The 21190-nt window shown below is 70.8% G+C and carries 17 protein-coding genes, 3 tRNA genes and 2 pseudogenes; 5 read left to right on the top strand and 17 right to left on the bottom strand.

The features are described 5' to 3' along the window. The 16 genes and pseudogenes from EU555_RS00005 to EU555_RS00080 form a co-directional block, all read right to left on the bottom strand. Window positions 1-663 (bottom strand): annotated as a pseudogene (locus EU555_RS00005) (IS3 family transposase); the annotation flags it as partial. A gap of 85 nt (window positions 664-748) precedes the next feature. Next, on the bottom strand, window positions 749-1504 hold the full coding sequence (gene map, locus EU555_RS00010; RefSeq protein ID WP_135412410.1) for a type I methionyl aminopeptidase: 756 nt from the start codon (window positions 1502-1504) through the stop codon (window positions 749-751). A 76-nt stretch (window positions 1505-1580) separates the two neighbouring features. Next, window positions 1581-2423 (bottom strand): alpha/beta hydrolase, encoded by an 843-nt coding sequence (locus tag EU555_RS00015; protein WP_135412411.1) that lies wholly within the window; start codon window positions 2421-2423, stop codon window positions 1581-1583. Then, window positions 2423-2866, bottom strand: a complete 444-nt coding sequence (locus EU555_RS00020; protein WP_135412412.1) for a RidA family protein — start codon at window positions 2864-2866, stop codon at window positions 2423-2425. Before EU555_RS00020 ends, EU555_RS00015 begins: the two co-directional genes overlap by 1 nt. After that, a complete protein-coding gene (locus EU555_RS00025; RefSeq protein ID WP_245524095.1) occupies window positions 2863-4449 on the bottom strand; it encodes an AMP-binding protein in 1587 nt (528 codons plus the stop codon). Before EU555_RS00025 ends, EU555_RS00020 begins: the two co-directional genes overlap by 4 nt. A gap of 174 nt (window positions 4450-4623) precedes the next feature. Beyond that, the gene (locus EU555_RS00030; RefSeq protein ID WP_135412414.1) at window positions 4624-5769 is read right to left on the bottom strand and encodes an acyl-CoA dehydrogenase family protein; all 1146 of its coding nucleotides are present in this window, start codon (window positions 5767-5769) and stop codon (window positions 4624-4626) included. Window positions 5770-5959: 190 nt separating this feature from the next. Further along, entirely contained in the window at window positions 5960-6793 is an 834-nt protein-coding gene (locus EU555_RS35965) for an enoyl-CoA hydratase family protein (RefSeq protein WP_167858415.1), read from the bottom strand. A gap of 210 nt (window positions 6794-7003) precedes the next feature. Beyond that, window positions 7004-7315: pseudogene (locus EU555_RS35970) on the bottom strand (MarR family transcriptional regulator); the annotation flags it as partial. Beyond that, on the bottom strand, window positions 7312-8079 hold the full coding sequence (locus EU555_RS00040) for an SDR family NAD(P)-dependent oxidoreductase (RefSeq protein ID WP_135412416.1): 768 nt from the start codon (window positions 8077-8079) through the stop codon (window positions 7312-7314). The pseudogene EU555_RS35970 and the gene EU555_RS00040, both read right to left, overlap by 4 nt. A gap of 84 nt (window positions 8080-8163) precedes the next feature. Further along, complete coding sequence (locus EU555_RS00045) at window positions 8164-9420, bottom strand: flavin-dependent oxidoreductase (protein ID WP_135412417.1); 1257 nt, start codon at window positions 9418-9420, stop codon at window positions 8164-8166. A 3-nt stretch (window positions 9421-9423) separates the two neighbouring features. Beyond that, window positions 9424-9882, bottom strand: coding sequence for a cupin domain-containing protein (locus EU555_RS00050; protein WP_135412418.1), 459 nt, complete (start codon window positions 9880-9882; stop codon window positions 9424-9426). Window positions 9883-10113: 231 nt separating this feature from the next. Then, window positions 10114-10809: an ABC transporter ATP-binding protein gene (locus EU555_RS00060; RefSeq protein ID WP_135412420.1), complete on the bottom strand. Its 696-nt coding sequence runs from the start codon at window positions 10807-10809 to the stop codon at window positions 10114-10116. Continuing rightward, window positions 10809-11564, bottom strand: a complete 756-nt coding sequence (locus EU555_RS00065; RefSeq protein WP_135412421.1) for an ABC transporter ATP-binding protein — start codon at window positions 11562-11564, stop codon at window positions 10809-10811. The genes EU555_RS00060 and EU555_RS00065 overlap by 1 nt, the downstream gene beginning before the upstream one ends. Then, window positions 11561-12550, bottom strand: a complete 990-nt coding sequence (locus EU555_RS00070) for a branched-chain amino acid ABC transporter permease (RefSeq protein ID WP_135412422.1) — start codon at window positions 12548-12550, stop codon at window positions 11561-11563. Before EU555_RS00070 ends, EU555_RS00065 begins: the two co-directional genes overlap by 4 nt. Continuing rightward, a complete protein-coding gene (locus EU555_RS00075) occupies window positions 12547-13470 on the bottom strand; it encodes a branched-chain amino acid ABC transporter permease (RefSeq protein ID WP_135412423.1) in 924 nt (307 codons plus the stop codon). Before EU555_RS00075 ends, EU555_RS00070 begins: the two co-directional genes overlap by 4 nt. Before the next feature lie 25 nt (window positions 13471-13495). Then, complete coding sequence (locus tag EU555_RS00080) at window positions 13496-14683, bottom strand: ABC transporter substrate-binding protein (RefSeq protein WP_135412424.1); 1188 nt, start codon at window positions 14681-14683, stop codon at window positions 13496-13498. A 397-nt stretch (window positions 14684-15080) separates the two neighbouring features. Between EU555_RS00080 and EU555_RS00085 the strand changes: the two genes are divergently transcribed. From EU555_RS00085 to EU555_RS00105, 5 genes are all read left to right on the top strand, one after another. Next, window positions 15081-17447, top strand: coding sequence for an oxidoreductase (locus EU555_RS00085; RefSeq protein ID WP_135412890.1), 2367 nt, complete (start codon window positions 15081-15083; stop codon window positions 17445-17447). Between the two features lie 387 nt (window positions 17448-17834). Beyond that, window positions 17835-19406 carry a 2-isopropylmalate synthase gene (locus tag EU555_RS00090; protein WP_135412425.1) on the top strand — a complete coding sequence of 524 codons (1572 nt, stop codon included), beginning with the start codon at window positions 17835-17837 and terminating at the stop codon, window positions 19404-19406. Window positions 19407-19548: 142 nt separating this feature from the next. After that, window positions 19549-19624, top strand: a tRNA-Lys gene (locus EU555_RS00095). Between the two features lie 75 nt (window positions 19625-19699). Next, window positions 19700-19775 (top strand) — tRNA-Lys (locus EU555_RS00100). A gap of 75 nt (window positions 19776-19850) precedes the next feature. Continuing rightward, a tRNA-Lys gene (locus EU555_RS00105) sits at window positions 19851-19926 on the top strand. Between the two features lie 363 nt (window positions 19927-20289). On the opposite strand, the gene EU555_RS00110 is transcribed toward EU555_RS00105, so the two are convergent. After that, complete coding sequence (locus EU555_RS00110) at window positions 20290-21186, bottom strand: ABC transporter permease (protein ID WP_135412426.1); 897 nt, start codon at window positions 21184-21186, stop codon at window positions 20290-20292. Window positions 21187-21190 lie beyond the last annotated feature (4 nt).

The following is a 21190-nucleotide window of genomic DNA, read 5'->3' on the forward strand; positions in this document are numbered from 1 at the left end:
CCTCGACGAAGTCGTAGGACCAGACATGATCGCGGTGCTCGGGCCGCAGCCGGACACAGGAGCCATCTCCGTCCCACAACCGGCCCTTCCTGGGCTGGCGGGCCGGCACCTTGAGCCCCTCCTGCCGCCACAGCCGCTCCACCCGCTTGTCGTTGACCAGCCAGCCCGCCGCCCGCAGCAGGGCGGCGATCTTGCGGTAGCCGTAGCGGCCATACCGGCGCGCCAACTCGACCAGGTCGGCCAACAGCGCCGCCTCGTCGTCTCTCCCCCGCGGCACCTTGCGCTGCGTCGAGCGATGCTGGCCAAGCGCCCGGCAGGCGCGGCGCTCGGAGACCGTCAGCACGGTCCGGACATGCTCGATGCAGGCGCGCCGGCGCGCGGGGCTCAGAAGTTTCCCCGGGCGGCCTCCTGCAGGATCAGCTTGTCGAGCGTGAGATCCGCGATCGCCTTGCGTAGCCGCTGGTTCTCGGTCTCCAGCTCCTTCATCCGGCGCACCTGGTCGGACTTGAGCCCGCCGAACTCCTTACGCCAACGATAGTAGGTGACCTCCGTCACGCCGATGGCGCGGATCGCATCAGCCACGCTCTGCCCCTGCGAGACCAGCACATCCACCTGCCGCAGCTTGGCCACCACCTCTTCCGGTTTGTGCTTCTTCGTTCCCATCACGTCCGTCCTCCGTCGGCTCAAAGCCATACTTCAGGCCGGACCACTCCGCTGGGGGCTGACCAGTTGCGCCAAGCAACTCTGCCTAGTGCCCCGGCATGGTGAGCACCAGCGGACCGTTGCGGGTCGCCACGACCGTGTGCTCGTACTGGACCGTCAGCGCGCGGGGCTGGCTGTAGAGCGTCCAGGGATCGTCGTCGCGGTTCTCCGCGACCCTGGCGCCCAGCGACAGGAACGGCTCGACCGTGAAGACCAGCCCCTCCGCCATGATCCGGCGCTCGGACGGATCGGGCCAGGTCGCGATCTCGGTCGGCTCCTCGTGCAGCGAGGCGCCGACGCCATGGCTCGCGAGGTTGCGCACCAGGGTGTAGCCGTTCTTCTGCGCGAAGGCGCCGACGGCCCGGCCGATGCCGGCGAGCGGCTTGCCGGCCCCGACCTGGCGCAGGCCGGTCCACATCGCCCGGCGCCCGTCCCGGCACAGCCGCTCGACCGCGCGGGTCACCGGCGGCACCGCGAAGGAGGCGCCGGTATCGGAGAACCAGCCGTCCTTCTCGGCCGAGACGTCGATGTTGACGAGGTCGCCAGGCGCGATCCGGCGCTCGCCCGGGATGCCGTGGGCGATCTCCTCGTTGACGCTGATGCAGGTCGCGCCGGGAAAGCCGTAGACCATCTCGGGCGCCGGGCGGGCGCCGTCCCGCTCCAGGCAGTCGCGCCCGATCCGGTCGAGCTCCGCCGTGGTCATGCCGGGCTCGATCGCCTTGCCCATCGCCTCGAGGGCCTCGGCGACGATGCGCCCGATCCGCCGCAGGCCCTCCAGCTCGTCGTCGCTCGACACGGTCATGGCGTCATCCCTCGGGCGGCCGGACAGCGGGCCCTGAACGCCCGCTTGTGCCACCGTCGCGGGAGCCGGCAAAGCCTCAGCCGCCCACCAGCGCCCGGGTGAGCGCGCTGTCCGGCTCGGCCAGTCCGCCGATGACGCTGAAATGGTGCGTTCCCGCGATCTCGAAGGCCTCCGTCCCGGCCCCGAGCCCGTGCCAGATCGCCGGCAGGAGCAGGTTCTGGCGGCGGAACTCCGGCAGCTCGTCCCCGCCCGCCACCGCGACGAGCCGGGCGCCCGGGCGCGGCGCGTGCAGGGCCGGGCTCTCGGCCCGGGCTTCCGCTGCGTCGAGGCGCAGGATCTCGTTCATCTGGGTGAGGAGGAGCGGGCGCAGGTCGTGGACGCCGCTGATCGAGACCACCCGCGCGATGCGATCCGCGCAGGCGAGGCCGATATCGGCGCAGAGCATCCGGGTCACGAGGTGCCCGCCGGCGGAGTGGCCGGAGAGGTGGATCGGTCCCGGCACCTCGGCGCTCGCGCGGTCGAGGAAGGCGGCGATCTCGGCCGTGATGGCGGAGATGCGCGCCTCGGGGCAGAGCGTGTAGCTCGGCAGCGCGACGGCGAGGCCGTGGGCGAGGGGGCCCGCGGCGAGGTGCGACCAGACCGAGCGGTCGAACGCCTTCCAGTAGCCACCATGGACGAACACCGCGAGGCCCCGCGGCGCGCCCTCGGGCAGGAACAGGTCGTAGGCGTGGCGCGGGCCGGCGCCGTAGGGCAGGCCGAGGCGGGCGCGCCCTTGCGCCGACAGGCGGGCGCGGAAGGCCGCGGCGGCCTCGCCCCAGCGGGCCGGGTACGTCTTGGCATCCGGGATGGCTCCGACATTGTCGTAGGCGCGGTCGATGTCGCCCACGGCCCCGCCGATGGTCCAGGTGGGGGCCTGCATCAGGCGTCGTCCGGCACGATCGCGGTCGCCTCGATCTCGACGAGCGCGCCGAGCTCGACGAGGTCGGCGACGCCGACGAGGGCCATGGCGGGGAAGTGGCGGCCCATCACCCGGCGGTAGACCGGCCCGAGCTCACTGAGCGAGGCGCGGTAGGTGTCGACGCTGCGCACGTACCAGGTCAGGCGGGCGACGTGCTCGGGCCCGGCGCCGGCCTCGGCGAGGACGGCGATGATGTTGCGTAAGGTTTGCTCGACCTGGGGCACGAAGCCCTCGGCCAGCACCTCGTTCTCGTCCCAGCCGATCAGGCCGCCGGTCATCACCACGGTGCCGCGGCCGGCCATGCCGTTGGCGTAGCCCTTCGGCTTCTTCCAGCCCGGCGGCTGGAGCGTGGTCAGCGGGGGCGCCTCGGTCTCGGGGCGGAGCGGGATCGGGCTGGCGGTCATGCGGATTCTCCCTGGATGGCTGCGGCCTCCGCCTCGGCCTGCCGGCGCAGGGCGAAGCGTTGCAGCTTGCCGGATTCGGTCTTGGGCAGGGCCGGCACGTAATGCACCGCCCGCGGGTACTTGTAGGGCGCGAGGTCGTTCTTCACGTGCTCCTGCAGCGCCTTGGTCAGGGCGTCGTCGCCGGTGTGGCCGGGATTCAGCACCACGTAGGCCGCGACGATGCGGCCGCGCTCCGGGCAGGGCGCCGCGACGACGCCGCATTCGGCCACCGCCGGATGGGCGAGCAGGCTCGCCTCCACCTCCGGCCCGGCGATGTTGTAGCCGGCCGAGACGATCATGTCGTCGTTGCGGGCCTGGAACCAGAAATAGCCGTCGGCATCCTCCAGGTAGGTGTCGCCGGTGATGTTCCAGCCGTCCTTCACGTAGACCGTCTGGCGCTCGTCGGCGAGGTAGCGGCAGCCGATCGGTCCGCGCACGGCAAGGCGCCCCGGCACCCCGGGCGGGCAGGGCTGGCTGGCCTCGTCGATCACCCGCGCCTCGTAGCCCGGCACCGGCTTGCCGGTGGCGCCGGGCCGGATCTCGTCCTCGGGCGAGGCGATGAAGATGTGCAGCATCTCGGTGGCGCCGATGCCGTCCATCAGCTTCAGGCCCGTGGCCGTCAACCAGGCATGGAAGGTCGGCGCCGGCAGGGTCTCGCCGGCCGAGACGCACTTTCGCAAGCTTGACAGGTCGGCTTGCCCGATCAGCCCCAGCATCGCCCGGTAGGCGGTGGGCGCCGTGAACAGAACCGTGGCGCGGTGGCGGGCGATTCCCGCGGCGAGGTCCGCCGGCCCGGCCTTCTCGAGCAGCACTGCCCGGGCGCCAACCCGGAACGGAAAGAGCACCAGGCCCCCGAGGCCGAAGGTGAAGGCAAGCGGCGGCGAGCCGATGAACACGTCGTCCGGGGTCGCCCGCAAGACCTCGCGGGCGTAGCAGTCGCAGATCACCAGGAGGTCGCGCTGGTAGTGGATCGTCGCCTTGGGCAGGCCGGTGGTGCCGGAGGTGAAGCCGAGGAGGCAGGGATCGTCGGCGCGGGTCGGGGGCGGATCGAAGCGGTCGGACATTCCGGCGAGGAGGTCGCCGAGCTCGCCCCCGGCGGTGCCGCGCCATGTGACGACCCGCACCGGCTCGGTCCGCCCTTCCGCGGCCTTCGCCATCTCGTCGATCAGGCCGGCGTCGCAGAGGGCGAGCGGGATGCGGGCCTTGTCGAGGATCTGGGTCAGCTCACGCGCCCGCAGCAGCGGCATCGTCGCCACGACGATCCCGCCTGCCTTGATGACCGCCAGATAGAGCGCGACCTTGGTCGGGTTGTTGGCCGAGCGCAGCAGCACCCGCCCGCCCGGCACCAGCCCCAGTTTCTCGACGAGGACGTTCGCCATTCGGTCGATCTGCCGCTTCAGCTCGGCGTAGGTCCAGGTGACGTCCGGCCCGACGACGGCCACCCGGTCGCCGCGCCCCTCCGTCACGTGCCGGTCGACCAGCTCGACGGTGGCGTTGAGATGGTCGGGGTAGCCGAGCCGGTCGAGGTTGATGAAGTCCGGCATCCGGTCGGGCGACGGCAGGTTGTCCCGCACGAAAGTGTCGGGCTGCCGGGCCCACGGGCTGCCGCCGGGGCTATTCGCGAGGGCGGCCCCTCGATGCGCGATCGCCGAATTTTCCGGAATCGGGGTCTCCGGCATGCGGGTCTCCGGCACGGCAGCCTCCATCGGACGGTCCTCTCAGGCGAGAATCTGGCGGGCGATGACGAGCTTCTGGACCTCGGTGGCGCCCTCGTAGATCCGGAGCGCCCGGATCTCGCGATAGAGCATCTCCGGCACCGAGCCGGAGCGGACGCCCTCGCCGCCATGGAGCTGCACCGCCCGGTCGATCACCTCTTGCGCGGCTTCGGTCGCCACCATCTTGGCCATCGCGGCCTCGCGGGTGATGCGCGGCGCCCCGGAATCCCGGGTCCAAGCGGCGCGGTAGACGTGGAGCGCCGCACTATCGATCGCCGTCGCCATCTCGGCGAGGCTGGTCTGCGTCAGCTGCATCGCGGCGAGCGGTGCCCCGAACAGGTGTCGAGTCTGCGCGCGTGCCAGGGACGCGTCGAGGGCGCGGCGGGCAAAGCCCAAGGCCGCGGCGCCGACGGTCGCGCGAAACACGTCGAGCGTCGCCATCGCGACCTTGAACCCGGCCCCGGCCTCGCCGATGCGGCTCGCCGCCGGCACGCGGCAGTCGGCGAAGCGGAGCCGGGCGAGCGGGTGGGGCGCGATGGTGTCGAGCCGTTCCGCGATCGCCAGGCCGGGCGTGTCCGCCGGCACGAGATAGGCCGAGAGGCCGCGCGCCCCGGGCGCCTCGCCGCTGCGGGCGAAGACGACGTAGGTGTCGGCGATGCCGCCGTTCGAGATCCAGGTCTTCTCGCCGGTAAGCCGCACCGTGCCGTCGGGCATCGGCGTCGCCGAGAGCGCGATCTGGGCGACGTCGGAGCCCGCCTCCGGCTCGGTCAGCGCGAAGGCGGCGATGCGGCGGCCCGCCCGTACCCCAGGCAGCACCGCCTCGCGCTGGGCCGCCGTGCCGGCGAGCGTCAGCGCCCCGGTGCCGAGGCCCTGCATGGCGAAGGCGAAGTCGGCGAGCCCGTCGTGGCGCGCGAAGGTCTCGCGCAGCAGGCACAAAGCCCGCACGTCGAACACCCCGTCCTCGGGGGCGGCGAAGCGGAGAAAACCCGCCTCGCCCAAAGCCGCGACGAGGCGCCGGCACGAGCCGTCGACGTCGTGATGGTCGACGAGGGCGGGGACCGTGCGGGCGGCCCAGTCATCGGCCTCGGCCGCGAGGTCGCGGTGGCGGGGCTCGAAGAACGGCCAGTCGAGGAAGGTCCGGTCCGGCATGTCAGCGGCCTCCCGCTTTCCCACCCCGAACCTCATCCTGAGGTGCTGCCGCGTGCGGCAGCCTCGAAGGAGGGCTCCAGGGATCGCACAGGGTCCTGGAGCCCTCCTTCGAGGTCAGTCCATCTCCGATGGACTGACGCCTCAGGATGAGGTCGCGGGTGGGATGGAACGGCGTAACGGGCGCCATCGCTCAGTTCCCCTCGAAGACCGGCTTCGCCTTGCCGGCGAAGGCCTCGAAGGCGCGGCGGAAATCCTGGGTCTTCATGCAGAGCGCCTGGGCCACCGCCTCGGCGTCGATGGCGGCATCGACCCCCATCGCCCATTCCATGTGCAGCATCCGCTTGGTCAGGCCGTTGGCGTAGGCCGGGCCCTGGACGAGCGCGCGGGCGGTCTCGCGGGCAGCGCCCAAGGCCTCGCCCGCCGGGACCAGGCGGTTGAAGAAGCCCCAGCGCTCGCCCTCCTCGGCGCTCATGAAGCGGCCGGTATAGAGGAGCTCGGAGGCGCGGCCCTGGCCGATGATCCGGGGCAGGATCGCGCAGGCGCCCATGTCGCAGCCGGCCAGGCCCACGCGGTTGAACAGGAACGCCACCTTGGCGCCAGAAGCGGCCACCCGCAGGTCGGAGGCCATGGCGATGATCGCGCCCGCGCCCGCGCAGACGCCCTCGACGGCGGCCACGACCGGCTGCGGGCAGGCCCGCATCTCCTTGACGAGATCGCCGGTCATGGTCGTGAAGGCGTGGAGGTCAGCGGCCCCCATCGTGGTCAGCGGCTCGATGATCTCGAACACGTCGCCGCCGCTCGAGAAGTTGCCGCCCGCACCGGTGACGACCACCGCGGTCACGCTCTCCTCGAAGCGCAGGGCCCGGAAGGTGTCGCGCAGCTCCGCGTAGCTCTCGAAGGTGAGCGGGTTCTTCTTCTCCGGCCGGTTCAGCGTCACGGTCGCGATGCCGTCCTGGATCGCGAAGCCGAAATGCTGCGGCGTGAAGCCGTCGAGCGGGGCCGCGATGGCGTTCTGGCGCCTCATGGTGCCTCCCTGGCGTTTCTGTTTCGGTTTTGCTGGGGCGCCGCCCGGCCGCACCGAGGCCTTGAGGGCGGAGAGCTGGCTCGACAGGGCCTCCTGCTCGGCCGGGCCGAGGGCGCCGACGAGCTCGGCGATCCAGTCGGCATGCGCCCGGGCCATCTCGGCGAAGACGGCGCGGCCTTGGCGGGTCAGGCGCACCTGCACCGCCCGGCGGTCGGCTTCCGAGACCTGGCGGTCGATCAGCTCCTCCTGCGCCAGGCGCTCGACGAGGCCGGTGACGTTGCCGTTCGACACCATCATCCGGCGCGACAATTCCCCGAGCTGGATGCCGTCCGGGGCGCGATCGAGCTGCGCCATCAGGTCGAAGCGGGGCAGCGTGGTGTTGAAGCGGTCGCGCAGGCGCCGGCGGATCTCCGCCTCGATGGTGTTGGCGGTGGTGAGCAGGCGCAGCCACAGCCGCAATTCGCTGCGGTGGGCGGGGATGTCGGCAGGGATCTCGGCGGGAATGTCGGCCTTGGCGTTCACAGCTCGCCTCCCGCGACCGCGATCGCCTGGCCGGTGACGGCGCCGGCCTGCCTCCCGGCGAGCCAGAGCACGGCGTCGGCCACCTCCTCCGGGCGGATCAGGCGGCCCATCGGGTTGTGGCGGGTGAACTCGGTCAGCAGGTCGTCGCGGGTGCGGCCGGTCCTGGCCTCGAGCCCGTCGATGGCGCTGCCGACGAGGTCGGTGTCGGTGAAGCCGGGGCAGACCGCGTTGACGGTGACGCCGGTGGCGGCCAGCTCCAGCGCCAGCGCCCGGGTCAGCCCGAGGACGGCGTGCTTGGCGGCGCAATAGGCGCCGACATAGGCATAGCCCTTGAGGCCGGCGGTGGAGGCGACGGTGACGATCCGGCCCCCGCCCGCTTCCTTCATGCCCGGCACCACGGCGCGGGCCGCGACCAGCACCGGCTCGACGTTGAGCGCCATCATGCGGCGCAAGGTGTCGACGTCGCTGCGGGCGAGCGGCGCGGTCTCGGCCCCGCCGGCATTGTTGACCAGCACCGCGACCGGGCCGGCCTGCTCGGCGGCCGCTGCCAGGGCGCGCTGCAAAGCCGCCGCGTCGGTGACGTCCGCCGCGACCGCGTGGGCCGCGCCGAGCTCGGCCTTCGCCCGCGCGGCGCTCTCCGGGCTGCGGCCGAGCACGGTCACCCGTTCCCCCGCCGCCACGAACGCCGCCGCGATCGCCCGCCCGATGCCGCGCGCGGCGCCGGTGACGAGGACGTGGCGGGGAGGGGAGGAGGGGTGGGTCATGGATATTTCAACCTTAAAGGATTTGGGCGCGGGTCGTTCTCGGGGTGAAGCGCTTCCCCTCCCCCTTGTGGGGAGGGGAAGGAGCTACACCGCCACCCGCAGCGGGCTCACCTTGCCCGCCACCGCGAACCCGGCCTTGCCGGCATAGCCGCTGACGATCGCCTGGCGCTCGGCGTGGCTCAGCACGTCCTCGATGCGGGAGAAGCCCGCCGGCGCCCGCTTCTCGACCTCGTCGATCACCCGCTCCGGCCCGCCCTTGCGGTTGAGGAGCACGATCTCGGCGGTCTTCGGCCGGCGCTCGGCCTCGTAGGCGTGGAGCGCCTGCATCGGGTGCTCGGCGCGCGCCAGGGCGTCGCCGAGCGCCCGGGCGTCGAGGATCGCCTGGGAGGCGCCGTTCGAGCCGACCGGGTACATCGGGTGGGCGGCATCCCCCAGCAGCGTCACCCGCCCGTGGGTCCAGCGCGGCAGCGGATCGCGGTCGCACATCGGGTACTCGAAGATCTGGGGCGTCGCCTCGACGAGGGCGGCGAGGTCGAAATCCGGCAGGGCGAAGCGCCTTGCGTAAGGCAGCACCTGCGAGCGGTGGGCGGGGCGCGACCAGCTCTCCTTCGGGGGCGGCGAGAGTTGGCCGTCCGCCATCTTCACGAACACCACCCAGTTCATCAGCTGGCGGCCGTCTGCCGCCTCGGCGATCGGGTAGAGCACGCATTTCGCGCCCATCCCGCCGCCGATCGCCATGGTGCGGCCGTCGCCCCAGGGCGCCCACTCGGTGGCGCCGCGCCACATCAGCACCCCGTCCCAGCGCGGCGGACCCTCGTCGGGGAAGAATTTTTTGCGCACCACCGAGTGGATGCCGTCGCAGGCGATGAGCACGTCACCCCGCACCGTGCGGCCGGCATCGCCCTTCAGCGAATCGGTAAAGTGGGCGGTGACCCCGCCCTCGTCCTGCAGGAAGCCGGCGAGCGACAGGCCGGTCGTCACGGCGTCCGGCCCTAAGCGCTCGCGCACCGCCTCGTAGAGCACCGCCTGCAGGCGCCCGCGGTGGATCGAGAATTGCGGCACCGGGTGGCCGGCATCGATCCCGCGCGGCTCGCGCCAGACCTCCTGGCCCTGGCGGTTGAAGTAGGCCAGCTCCTTCGTGCGGATCGCCACCCGGTCGAGGGCCGGCAGCAGGTCGAGTTCGGCGAGTTCGCGGATCGCGTGCGGCAGGGTGTTGATGCCAACCCCGACCTCGCGCACCTCGGCGGCCTGTTCAAAGATCTCGGCGCGGATGCCGCGCCGATGGAGCATCAGGGCGGTGGCGAGCCCGCCGATCCCGGCGCCGACGATGATGACGCGCATCGTTCACTCCGCATCCGGGGGCGGCAGGAAGTCGACCTCGTGCTTGGCCGAGATCGCCACCACGTCGGCCGGGTTCGCCTGCGGCCCGAGATTGTGCAGGGCCCAGAACAGGTCGTAGAGCCGGCGCGCCGGCGAGACCCAGAACAGGCACTTCACGTCCGCGTCCGAGCGGTTGAACAGCCCGTGCGGCTGGCCCCGCGGTAGCCGGATCGTGTCGCCGGGCTCGGCCACGCTCTCCTGCCCGTCGAGGACGGCGGTGAGCCTGCCTTGCAGGATGTACAGGAACTCGTCCTGCGTCGGGTGGATGTGCGGCGGCACGAAGGTGCCCGGCGGGAAGGTGGCGTGCCAGGACAGCGAGCTCTCGGAGAGCTGCTTGGGGACGTAGATCTGGCCGAGGATGTTCCAGCGGACGCCCTCGATGCCCTCACCGGCGCGGGTGATGCCTGCGGTCATGGGGGTCATGGACGAACTCCTTCGTGAGACTTGAACTGACGATCGCCGTAAATCCCCCTCCCCCCTCTGTGGGGGAGGGTGCCCGGCGGAGCCGGGCGGGAGAGGGGCAGCGCGACGTGGATCCAGGGAGCGCCCTTCACCCAGGTCGCGACCTTCCCGGAAGCGGGGTTCCCCTCTCCCGACCTGCTTCGCAGGCCACCCTCCCCCGCAGAGGGGGGAGGGGATAGGGTGGTGGACATTTCACACATGAAGGAACCGGTCCTTCACCTCCGGCGCCTGCCGGAGCGCCGCGCTGGTGCCGGTCCAGACCACGCGGCCCTTCTCGATCACCACGTGGCGGTCGGCGAAGCGGGCGAGGGCATCGACATTCTTGTCGATCACCAGGATCGCCTCGCCCTCGTCCTTGATCGCCCGCAGGCAGGCCCAGATCTCCTCGCGGATCAGCGGCGCCAGGCCCTCCGTCGCCTCGTCGAGGACGACGAGGCGCGGATTGGTCATCAGCGCCCGCCCGATCGCCAGCATCTGCTGCTCGCCGCCCGACAGCTGGTCACCGCCGTTGCGGCGCCGCTCCTTCAGGCGCGGGAAGAGGCGGTAGACGGCGTCGAGGTTCCATTTGGCGCCGCGCCCGCCGCGATGGGTGGCGACCAGGTTCTCCTCGACCGAGAGGGTCGGAAAGACCTGGCGCCCCTCCGGCACCAGGCCGAGGCCGCGGCGCGCGACGAGGTGGGACGGGCGCCCCGCCATGTCCTCGCCGTCGATCAGGATCCGGCCGGCCCGGGGCTTGAGCAGGCCGAAGATCGACTTCACGGTGGTGGTCTTGCCCATGCCGTTGCGGCCGAGCAGCGTCACCACCTCTCCCTTGGCAACCGACAGGTCGATCCCGAACAGGATGCGGGAATCGCCGTAGGCGCTCTCGAGGCCCTCGACGGTGAGCATCAGGCCGCCTCCTCCTCGCCGAGATAGGCGGCGCGCACCGCCGGATCCGACCGGACCGCCTCGGGCCGGCCGCTGGCGATCACCCGGCCATAGACCAGCACGCTCATCCGGTCGGCGAGCGCGAACACCGCGTCCATGTCGTGCTCGATCAGCACGATCGTGTGGGTCGCCTTCAACTCGCGCATCAGCCCGACCAGGATCGCCGATTCCTCCGGGCCGGTGCCGGCGAGCGGCTCGTCGAGGAGGAGCAGGCGGGCGCCGGTGGCGAGCGCCACCGCGAGTTCGAGCTGGCGCTTCTCGCCGTGCGACAGGCTGCCGGCCCGCCGCCCGGCCCGGTCGGCGAGGCCGACGCGCGACAAGGCCGCCACAGCCGCGTCGTTGAGCGCGGCCTCGCGCGCGGCGGGGCGAAAGAACCGGAAGCTCGAGCCGGAGCGGGCCTGGACCGCGAGCGCCACGTTCTCCAGCACCGAGAACCCGTCGAGGATCGAGGTGATCTGGAACGAGCGGGCGAGGCCGCGGCGCACCCGGGCGACCATCGACAGGTGCGTGACGTCCTCGCCGGCGAGGTGCACCGAACCGGAATCGCTGCTTAAGCTGCCCGAGAGCTGGTGGATCAGCGTGGTCTTGCCGGCGCCGTTCGGGCCGATGATGGCGTGGAGTTCGCCCGACGCCACGTCGAGGCTGACGTCGTCGGTGACCTTGAGCGCCCCGTAGGATTTTCGGAGGTTCCGAACGGAGAGGAGCGGAGCCGTCACGCACGCCTCCCGAGCTTCGCCGCGAGGCCCGCGAGGCCGCCGCGGGAGAGGAGCACCACCGCGACCAGCATCACCCCGAGGCCGAGGCGCCAATGGTCGGAATAATGCGCCAGCACCTCCTCGAGGGCGATCAGCGCCGCGGCGCCGGCCACCGGCCCGACCAGCGTGCCCATGCCGCCGAGAACCACCATGACGATCAGCTCGCCCGAGCGCTGCCAGCTCATGTAGGCCGGCGAGACGAACTCGGCCTGGTTCGCCAGCAGCACCCCGGCGAGGCCCGCGATGGCGCCGGCCATCACGTAGGCGGTGAGCCGGTAGGGCAGGGGGGAGAAGCCGATCGCCTGCATCCGCAAAGCGTTGTCGCGGCTGCCGCGCAGGACCCGGCCGAAGCGCGAGGCGACGACGCGGCGAAGTGTGAGGAGCGCGACCGTGAGGACCGCCAGCACGCAGTAGAACAGCGCCGGGTCGCCCGCGATCAGCCGCATCCCGAACAGGGTCGAGCGGCCGGACAGCGGCAGGCCGTCGTCGCCGCCATAGGCCGCGAGCGAGACCATGAAGAAATACGCCATCTGCCCGAAGGCCAGCGTGATCATGATGAAGTAGACGCCGCGGGTGCGGAGCGAGATCGCCCCGGTGACGAGGGCGAAGAGGGCGCAGACGAGTGCCGCCGCCGGCGCCTGGATCGCGAGGTCGCGGATGCCGTGGGCATCCAGGATCCCGACCGCGTAGGCCCCGAGGCCGATGAAGGCGGCGTGGCCGAACGACACCATCGCGCCGTAGCCGAGGACGAGGTCGAGGGAGAGGGCGGCGAGCCCGAAGATCATCATCCGGGTCGCGGTGACGACCAGGAACGGGAGCCCCGCCGCCTCCGCCGCGACCGGCAGGGCGGCGAGGGCGGCGAGCACCAGCCCGGCGAGGGCGGCGCCGGGGAGGGCGGCGCGGCGCCGGGGCGGCTCGGCGGTGACGCGGGCGGCAAGCGCGGTCATCGGGCCCCCCGCGCCGGGAAGAGGCCGGAGGGCCGGAAGAACAGGACGGCGGCCATCAGGATGTAGATCAGCATCGGGGCGAGCGTCCGCCCGGTCTGCGAGGCGGCGGAGGCGTCCATCACGCTGCGCAGCAGGATCGGCCCGAAGGTGCGCCCGAGCTGGTCGGCGAGGCCGACGAGGATCCCGGCGACGAACGCGCCCCGCACCGAGCCGACGCCGCCGATGACGATGACCACGAAGGTCAGGATCAGCACCGAATCGCCCATGCCGGGATCGACCGACAGGATCGGCGCCACCATCGCGCCGGCAAAGCCCGCCAGCATGGCACCGAGGCCGAACACCACCAGGAACAGCCGGCGGATGTCGACGCCGAGGGCCGCCACCATCGGGCCGTTGCTGGCCCCCGCGCGCAGGCGCATGCCGAGCCGGGTGTGGTTGACGAGGAGGTGGAGGCCGAGAGCCGTGGCGAGGCCGGCCGCGATGATCGCGACCCGGTAGAGCGGGTAGTGCAGGGTGCCGACGAGCCGCACCGAGCCCGACAGGGCGTCCGGCACCGGCACGCTCATCGGGGCGGCGCCCCAGACGATGCGCACGCCCTCGTTGAGGATCAGGATCAGCCCGAAGGTGGCGAGCACCTGGTCGAGGTGGTCGCGCCCGTAGAGGTGGCGCACCACCAGCAGTTCGAGGGCGAGCCCGAAGGCGAGCGTCGCCGGGAGCGCCAGCAGGAGGCCGAGGCCGAAGCTGCCGGTGGCGGCGGTGAGCGTCGCCGAGAGATAGGCGCCGATCATGTAGAGGGCGCCGTGCGCGAGGTTGATGAGGTCCATCACCCCGAAGATCAGCGTCAGCCCCGCCGCCACCAGGAACAGCAGGATGCCGAGCTGGACGCCGTTCAGCGCCTGGATCAGGAACAGGTTGAGCATCGGCCCGGCACCCTCTGTCCGTCGATCACTTCATCTTGCACTCGGCAGCGTAGTTGTCCTGATAATTCGAAAAGATCTTCTCGGCGATCTGGGTCTCGTACTTGCCGTCCGGGCGCTTGGCCGCCTTGACGAGATAGAAGTCCTGGATCGGGTAGTGGTTGTTGCCGATTCTGAAGTTGCCGCGCAGGGACTGAAACTCGGCGGCCTTGAGGCCGGCGCGCAAGGCATCCTTGTCCTTGAGGTCGCCCTTGGCGCGCTTGATCGCGGCGTCGATCATCAGGGCGGCGTCGTAGGCCTGCATGGCGTAGGTGCCCGGCACGCTGCCGTACTTCTTCTCGTAGGCCGCCACGAAGGCCTTCGATTGCGGGTTGTCGAGGTCGGGCGCCCAGTTGGCGCCGCCGTAATAGCCGACCGCCGCGTCCTTCTGGGCCGGCAGGGTGCTCTCGTCGACCGTGAAGGCGGAGAGGAACGGGATGGTGCTGAGGCCCGCCTGGCGATACTGGCGCACCAGGTTGACGCCCATGCCGCCGGGCATGAAGGCGAACACCGCGTCGGGCTGGGCGGCCGAGATCTGCGCCAGCTCCGCCGAGAAGTCGAGCTGGCCGAGCGGCGTGAACATCTCGTTCACCACCTCGCCCTTGTAGGAATGCTTGAATCCGGCAAGCGAGTCCTTGCCGGCCTGGTAGTTCGGCGCCAGCAGCACGAGGCGCTTGTAGCCCTTGTTCTGGGCGTACTTGCCCAGCACCTCGTGGACTTGGTCGTTCTGGTAGGAGGAGACGAACAGGTTCGGGTTGCACTCCGCCCCGGCATAGTTCGAGGTGCCGGCATTGGGCGAGATCAGGAAGGCGCCGCCCTCGGTCACCGGGCGCACCACCGCGCGCAGCACGTTGGAGAAGGTCGGCCCGACCACGAAGTCGACCCGGTCGCGCTTGACCAGTTCGCGCGCCTTGTTGGTGGCGACGTCGGGCTTCAGCTCGTCGTCGACGGTCACGACCTCGGCCTCGAGCCCGCCGAGCTTCTTGCCGAGCGTATCGAGGGCGAGCAGGAACCCGTCGCGGCCCTGCTCGCCGAGCACGGCGGAGGGGCCCGAGAGCGTGAACATCAGCCCGACCCGGACCTTCTCGGCGCCTTGCGCGGCGGCGGGGCCGGCCAGCAGCGTGGCGCAGACGAGCGCGGTCGCGAGGCGGCTGGCTTTGGTCCGGTTCGGCGTCATCCCGTGGGTCCCCTTCTGGTCGAGAGCATCGTCGGCACTTGTCCGGTGCCCTGCTGCCGAAGTCGAGTCGGCGCCGGGCTCGAAGCAGCGCTCTTTCGTCGGGTCCCGGCCCCGCCTCGCAGGGAATATTTTACGCATGAAATATCGCCTGGCAACCGCTCCTGGCGACTTTTTCGCCTTGCCGTATTGTTGTGCAATGCAGCGAGCAGACTGCTGAAAGACAAGGCTTTTTGATCGCTGCATCGCAGCATTCGGAACCGCGCTCGCGACAGGACCGCGCGCTGTCGAGCGCTGGGCCGCGATCTGCCGGCCCCCCTCTTGCGCCGCGATATTTCAAGTATAAAGTTTCTCTATCGGCGGACCCGCCGCCACAGGAGGAGCCCCCATGACAGGCCCGATGCGCGTCACGGTGATCGGCGGCGGACCCGGTGGGCTCTATTGCGCGCTCCTGACCAAGAAGCGCCGGCCCGCCTGGCAGGTCGAGGTCTATGAGCAGAACCGGGCCGACGACACGTTCGGCTTCGGCGTCGTGTTCTCCGACGAGACGCTCCACGAGTTCCTGTCGCGCGACCCCCGCTCATTCGCCCGCATCCGCGACGCCTTCTCGTACTGGGACGACGTCGCGATCCACAAGGAGGGCCGGGTGATGCGCTGCGGCGGCAACGGCTTTGCCGGGGTGAGCCGGATGCGCCTGCTGCAGATCCTCCAGGAGCGCTGCCGCGAGGAGGGCGTGGACCTCCACTTCGGCGAGAGCATCCCGCCGGATCAGCTCTCCGCCCGCTTTCCCGAATCCGACGTGATCGTCGCCTGCGACGGCATCAACTCGCGCATCCGCGAGCACTATCGCGAAGCCTTCCAGCCGGAGGTCGAGATCAAGTCCAACCGGTTCTGCTGGATGGGCTCGACCCGGCCGATGGACGAGTTCAACTACTTCTTCCGCGAGACGCCGCACGGCATCGTCTGCGCCCACACCTACCAGTACGAGCCCGGCCGCTCGACCTGGGTGTTCGAGATGGACGAGGCCTGCTGGCAGGGGCACGGCTTCACCGAGACCGACGAGGAGGGCTCGCGCCGGATCCTCGAGACGATGTATGCCGAGGAACTGCAGGGCCACGGCCTTCTCCTCAACCGCTCGACCTGGCGCCGCTTCCCGCGGATCTTCTGCCATCGCTGGTCGCACGGGAACATCGTGCTCCTCGGCGACGCCAAGGCCTCGGCCCACTTCTCGATCGGCTCGGGCACCAAGCTGGCGATGGAATGCGCCATCGCGCTGTCCGATGCCCTCGTCGAGAAGGGCGAGGAGGACGTCCAGGCGGCGTTTTCGGCCTATGACCGGGCGCGGCGCACCCCCTGCCAGGTCGTGCAGCACAACGCCGACGTCTCGCTCGCCTGGTTCGAGCACATGAACCGCTCCTGGGACATGGACGCGGAGCAGTTCTCGATGGTGGTGATGTGCCGGGCGAAATCCATCACCTACGACAACCTGGTGGTGCGCGATCCCGCTTACGTCGCGGCGGTCGACGACGCGTTCTACGCCCGCCTCCACGCCGAGACCGGCGAGGATTACCGGACAAGCCGGCCGACCCCGATGTTCACGGGGCTGCGTTTACGCGAGATGCGGATCCCGAACCGCGTCGCGATGGCGCCGATGGCGCAGTACTCGGCCGATGCGGGCGGCAACCTGACCGACTGGCACTTCGTCCACTACACCTCGCACGCGCTCGGCGGCCCGGGCCTGCTCTTCACCGAGATGACCTGCCCGTCGGCCGACGCCCGCATCACCCCGGGCTGCCCCGGCCTGTGGACCGACGCGCACGAGGCGCAATGGGCCCGCATCGTCGATTTCGTCCACGCCCATACCGACACCAGAATCGTCATGCAGCTCGGCCATGCCGGGCGCAAAGGCTCGACGCAGGTCGGCTGGGAGCGGATGGACCGGCCGCTCCCTGAAGGAAACTGGCCGATCGTCTCGGCCTCCCCGATTCCTTATCTCGACGGGGTGAGCCAGGTGCCCCGCGCCCTCGACCGGGCCGGGATGGACCGGATTCGCGACGACTTCGTGCAGGCCACGGCGCGGGCGGCGCGGGCGGGCTTCGACATGCTGGAGCTGCACTGCGCCCACGGCTACCTGATGGCCTCGTTCCTCTCGCCGCTCACCAACACCCGCACCGACGAGTACGGCGGCTCGATCGAGAAGCGCCTCCGGTTCCCCCTCGAGGTCTTCACCGCCATGCGGGCGGCCTGGCCGGCGGAGCGCCCGATGTCGGTGCGCATCTCCGCCACCGACTGGGCGGAAGGCGGCATGACCGAGGCGGACACGATCGCGGTGGCGGAGGCGCTGCACGAGGCGGGCTGCGACCTCGTCGACGTCTCGGCCGGCCAGACCGTGCCTGACCAGCGCCCGGTCTACGGCCGGATGTTCCAGGTCCAGTTCGCCGACGCGATCCGCAACCGCGCCCGCAATCGCGCGCCCATGGCGGTGATGGCGGTCGGCGCCATCACGGAGGCGGCCCAAGTCAACACCATCCTGCACACCCGCCGGGCCGACATCGTGGCCCTCGGCCGGCCGCATCTGTGGAACCCGAATTTCTGCCGCCAGGCCGCAGCCTGGTACGACGCCCGCACGCAACTTTGGCCGAAGCCCTACCTGCCCGGCCGCGACCAGGCCCACCGCGAGCTGCCGAAAGTCCGCGAGCAGGAGATCGCCTTGCGCCGCAAGGCCCGGCCGCGGCCGCACCAGGCGGGGCGGGAGGCGGCGGAGTAGGGGCCTCCCGGCTCACGCTGGCACGCTGGGTCAGGCCCTTCCATCCAACTCTTCGGGGCCCATTGAGCGCGCCACGGCGCCGTCGCCACCGCCCTGCAGGCTGCGGCTTGTCATCGCGCGCGCGGCCCGGTACACGGGGGACCCTCGCACCGGGTCCCGCACCCTCCAGGAGACGCGAGCCGTGGCTCATGCCGGCTCCCTGCTGACGCCCCCGACGACCGCCCTCGCGGCGGCGCGGTCGCGCGCGCTCCTCCTCGCCGGCCTCCTTCTCCTTATCAGCCCCTGAGGGCCGTCCGGGCATGCGCCTGGGCCCTTGGGGGATCGTGAAGCGGACAAGACCAGCCGGCCCGCGCGACCCGACGTCCCGGGCGAACCAGGATTCCCGACATGACCGACACCACCGCCCGCACCCCCTCGTCGCCCGAGCGCGTGCTGATCTTCGACACCACCCTGCGCGACGGCGAGCAGTGCCCCGGCGCCACCATGACGCTCGAGGAGAAGCTGGCGGTCGCCGAGATGCTCGACACGATGGGCGTCGACATCATCGAGGCCGGCTTCCCGATCGCCTCGAACGGCGACTTCGAGGCGGTGGCGGAGATCGCCCTCCGCGCGAAGTCCGCGGTGATCGCCGGCCTCGCCCGCGCGATTCCCGCCGACATCGCCCGCGCCGGCGAGGCGGTGCGGTTCGCGCGTCGCGGGCGCATCCACACCTTCGTGTCGACCTCGCCGATCCATCTGGCCCACCAGATGCGCAAGACCGAGGACGAGGTGCTGGAGATCATCCTGACGACCGTCGCCCAGGCCCGCGACCTCGTCGAGGACGTCGAGTGGTCGGCGATGGACGCGACCCGCACCCCGATCGACTACCTGTGCCGCTGCGTCGAGGCGGCGATCCGGATGGGCGCCACCACCATCAACCTGCCCGACACGGTCGGCTACGCCACGCCCGAGGAGTACCGGGCGATGTTCCGCGCCGTGCGCGAGCGGGTGCCGAATGCCGACAAGGCGGTCTTCTCCGTCCATTGCCACAACGACCTCGGCCTGGCGGTGGCGAATTCCCTCGCCGGCATCGAGGGCGGCGCGCGCCAGATCGAGTGCACCATCAACGGCATCGGCGAGCGGGCCGGCAACGCCGCGCTGGAGGAGATCGTGATGGCGATCAAGACCCGCGCCGACGTGCTGCCCTACGAGACCTCCATCGACACCACCCAGCTCGTGCGCGCCTCGAAGCTGGTCGCCGGCGCCACCCACTTCCCGGTGCAGTACAACAAGGCGATCGTCGGCCGGAACGCCTTCGCGCATGAGAGCGGCATCCACCAGGACGGGATGCTGAAGAACCAGACCACCTACGAGATCATGACGCCGGAATCGGTCGGCGTGCACAAGACCTCCCTGGTGATGGGCAAGCATTCGGGCCGCGCCGCCTTCCGCTCGAAGCTCGACGAGATGGGTTACCGCCTGTCCGACAACCAGTTCCAGGACGCCTTCGAGCGGTTCAAGGCGCTGGCCGACCGCAAGAAGCACGTCTACGACGAGGATATCGAGGCGCTGGTCGACGAGAACCTGGCCACCGCCCACGACCGCATCCGGCTGGTCTCGCTCACGGTGGTCGCCGGCACCCGCGGCCCGCAGCGGGCGACGATGAAGCTCGCCATCGAGGGCCGCACCGTCACCGAGGAGGTCGACGGCAACGGCCCGGTCGACGCGGTGTTCAACGCGATCAAGGCTTTGGTGAACCACGACGCCGAACTCGAACTCTACGACGTCCACGCGGTGACGGGCGGGAGCGACGCCCAGGCCGAGGTCTCGGTGCGCCTGCGCCAGGGCGACCGCATCGTCACCGCCCGCGGCGCCGACCCGGACACCCTGGTGGCCTCCGCCAAGGCCTATCTCGCGGCGCTCAACAAGCTGATGGCCGGCGCCAGCCGCCTGCACGCCCAGCACGCCGCGGCCGAGTGAGCGGCCTGTGCCGGAGCGCGTGATCCGGCAAAAAATCGAAGGGCCGGCGGGATCGGGGCTGGACAGCCCCCGGCCGGCCCATTAAACGACCCTCACCGCCGGGGCGGTTGGTGGCTTCCCCGGGTTCGCTCCTGTGAGCGACGGGCGCATAGCTCAGTTGGTAGAGCAGCTGACTCTTAATCAGCGGGTCCTAGGTTCGAGCCCTAGTGCGCCCACCATTCCGGTTACTCTCGCGGTAACTCATACACTCAGGAACGGTTGGTGGCCGTTCCCCTTTCGCTCTCGCGAGCGACGGGCGCATAGCTCAGTTGGTAGAGCAGCTGACTCTTAATCAGCGGGTCCTAGGTTCGAGCCCTAGTGCGCCCACCATTCCGGTTACTCTCGCGGTAACTCATACACTCAGGAACGGTTGGTGGCCGTTCCCCTTTCGCTCTCGCGAGCGACGGGCGCATAGCTCAGTTGGTAGAGCAGCTGACTCTTAATCAGCGGGTCCTAGGTTCGAGCCCTAGTGCGCCCACCATCCCCTCTCTTCGACACCCTTCACGAGCGCAGGGCCGCGGACGCGGCAAGGCCCGCCCTCCCGGCGCCGTTCTCGAGAACCATCAAGGCGGTGGTCCGCCACGCCGAACGACCAGGCTGCACGACAAGCGGGTGAGGCGGGCCTTCGGCTCTCCTGCCCTCAACCTCATCCTGAGGCGCACGCGAAGCGTGCCTCGAAGGACGCCTCCAGGGATCGTGGTGGCTTCTGGAGCCCTCCTTCGAGGCACGGTTCGCGTGCGCCTCAGGATGAGGTCGTGGACGGCAGGAAGGCCGGGGCCACAACCGAGCTGCCATGTCGGCACTTCGGTCGCGCGACGACGGGCGGCCCCCGCCCCCCGGCGCATCACGTCCCCGGCAGGGTCACCCGCCGGGCCCGTCGGCGCTGGATCAGCAGGAAGCTGCCGAAGGCAAGCCCGATGACGAGGAGCGACACGCCCGTCGTCACGGTGCCCAGCGCGTAGATCTCCGGCGTCGTCACGGTGGTGGTGAGGCCCTGGAGTTCCAGCGGCAGGGTGTTGCGCCCGCCGATCGCCTGGCTGGTGCGGGCGAGCTCGTCCCACGATAGGGTGAAGCCGAACAAAGCCACGCCGACGAGCGAGGGCAGGATGATCGGCACCACGACGTGACGGAGGGATTGCGGGCCGGTGGCGCCGAGGTCGCGGGCGGCCTCCTCGTAGGCCGGGTTGAAGCGGTTGAACACCGCGAACATGATGAGGAGGCCGAAGGGCAGGGTCCAGGTTAGGTGGGCGCCGAGCGCCGACGTGAACAGACCCATCACGGTGCCGTGGTCCTGCAGGAAACCCCAGCCGGTCCAGGCGGCGAGCGCCTTCAGCCCCTCGTCGATCAGCCGGAACTCGAGGCCGATGCCGAGCGACACCACGATCGAGGGCACGATCAGGCTCGCCACCGCGGTGTAGAACAAAGGCGTCTGGCCGAGGAAGCCCTTGCGGAAGGCCAGGCCGGCGAAGAACGCGAGGGTAACGGTGAGCGCCATCACCACGATGCCGAGCGCCAGCGAGCGCCGGAACGCCGCCCAGATGTCGACGACGCCGAGCCCCGCCCACAGGCGCGAGAACCAGAAGGTCGAGACCCCGTTCATCGGGAAGGTGAGGCCGCCCTGCGGGCCCTGGAAGCTGAGCACCAGGATCGTCAGGGTCGGCCCGTAGAGGAAGAGCACGAACAGCCCGAAGAAGGCCGCCAGCAGGTAGAACGAGAGGGGACGGGGACCGTCGCGGCGCATGGCG

It is taken from the genome of Methylobacterium nonmethylotrophicum (assembly GCF_004745635.1).
Lineage (GTDB): Bacteria > Pseudomonadota > Alphaproteobacteria > Rhizobiales > Beijerinckiaceae > Methylobacterium > Methylobacterium nonmethylotrophicum.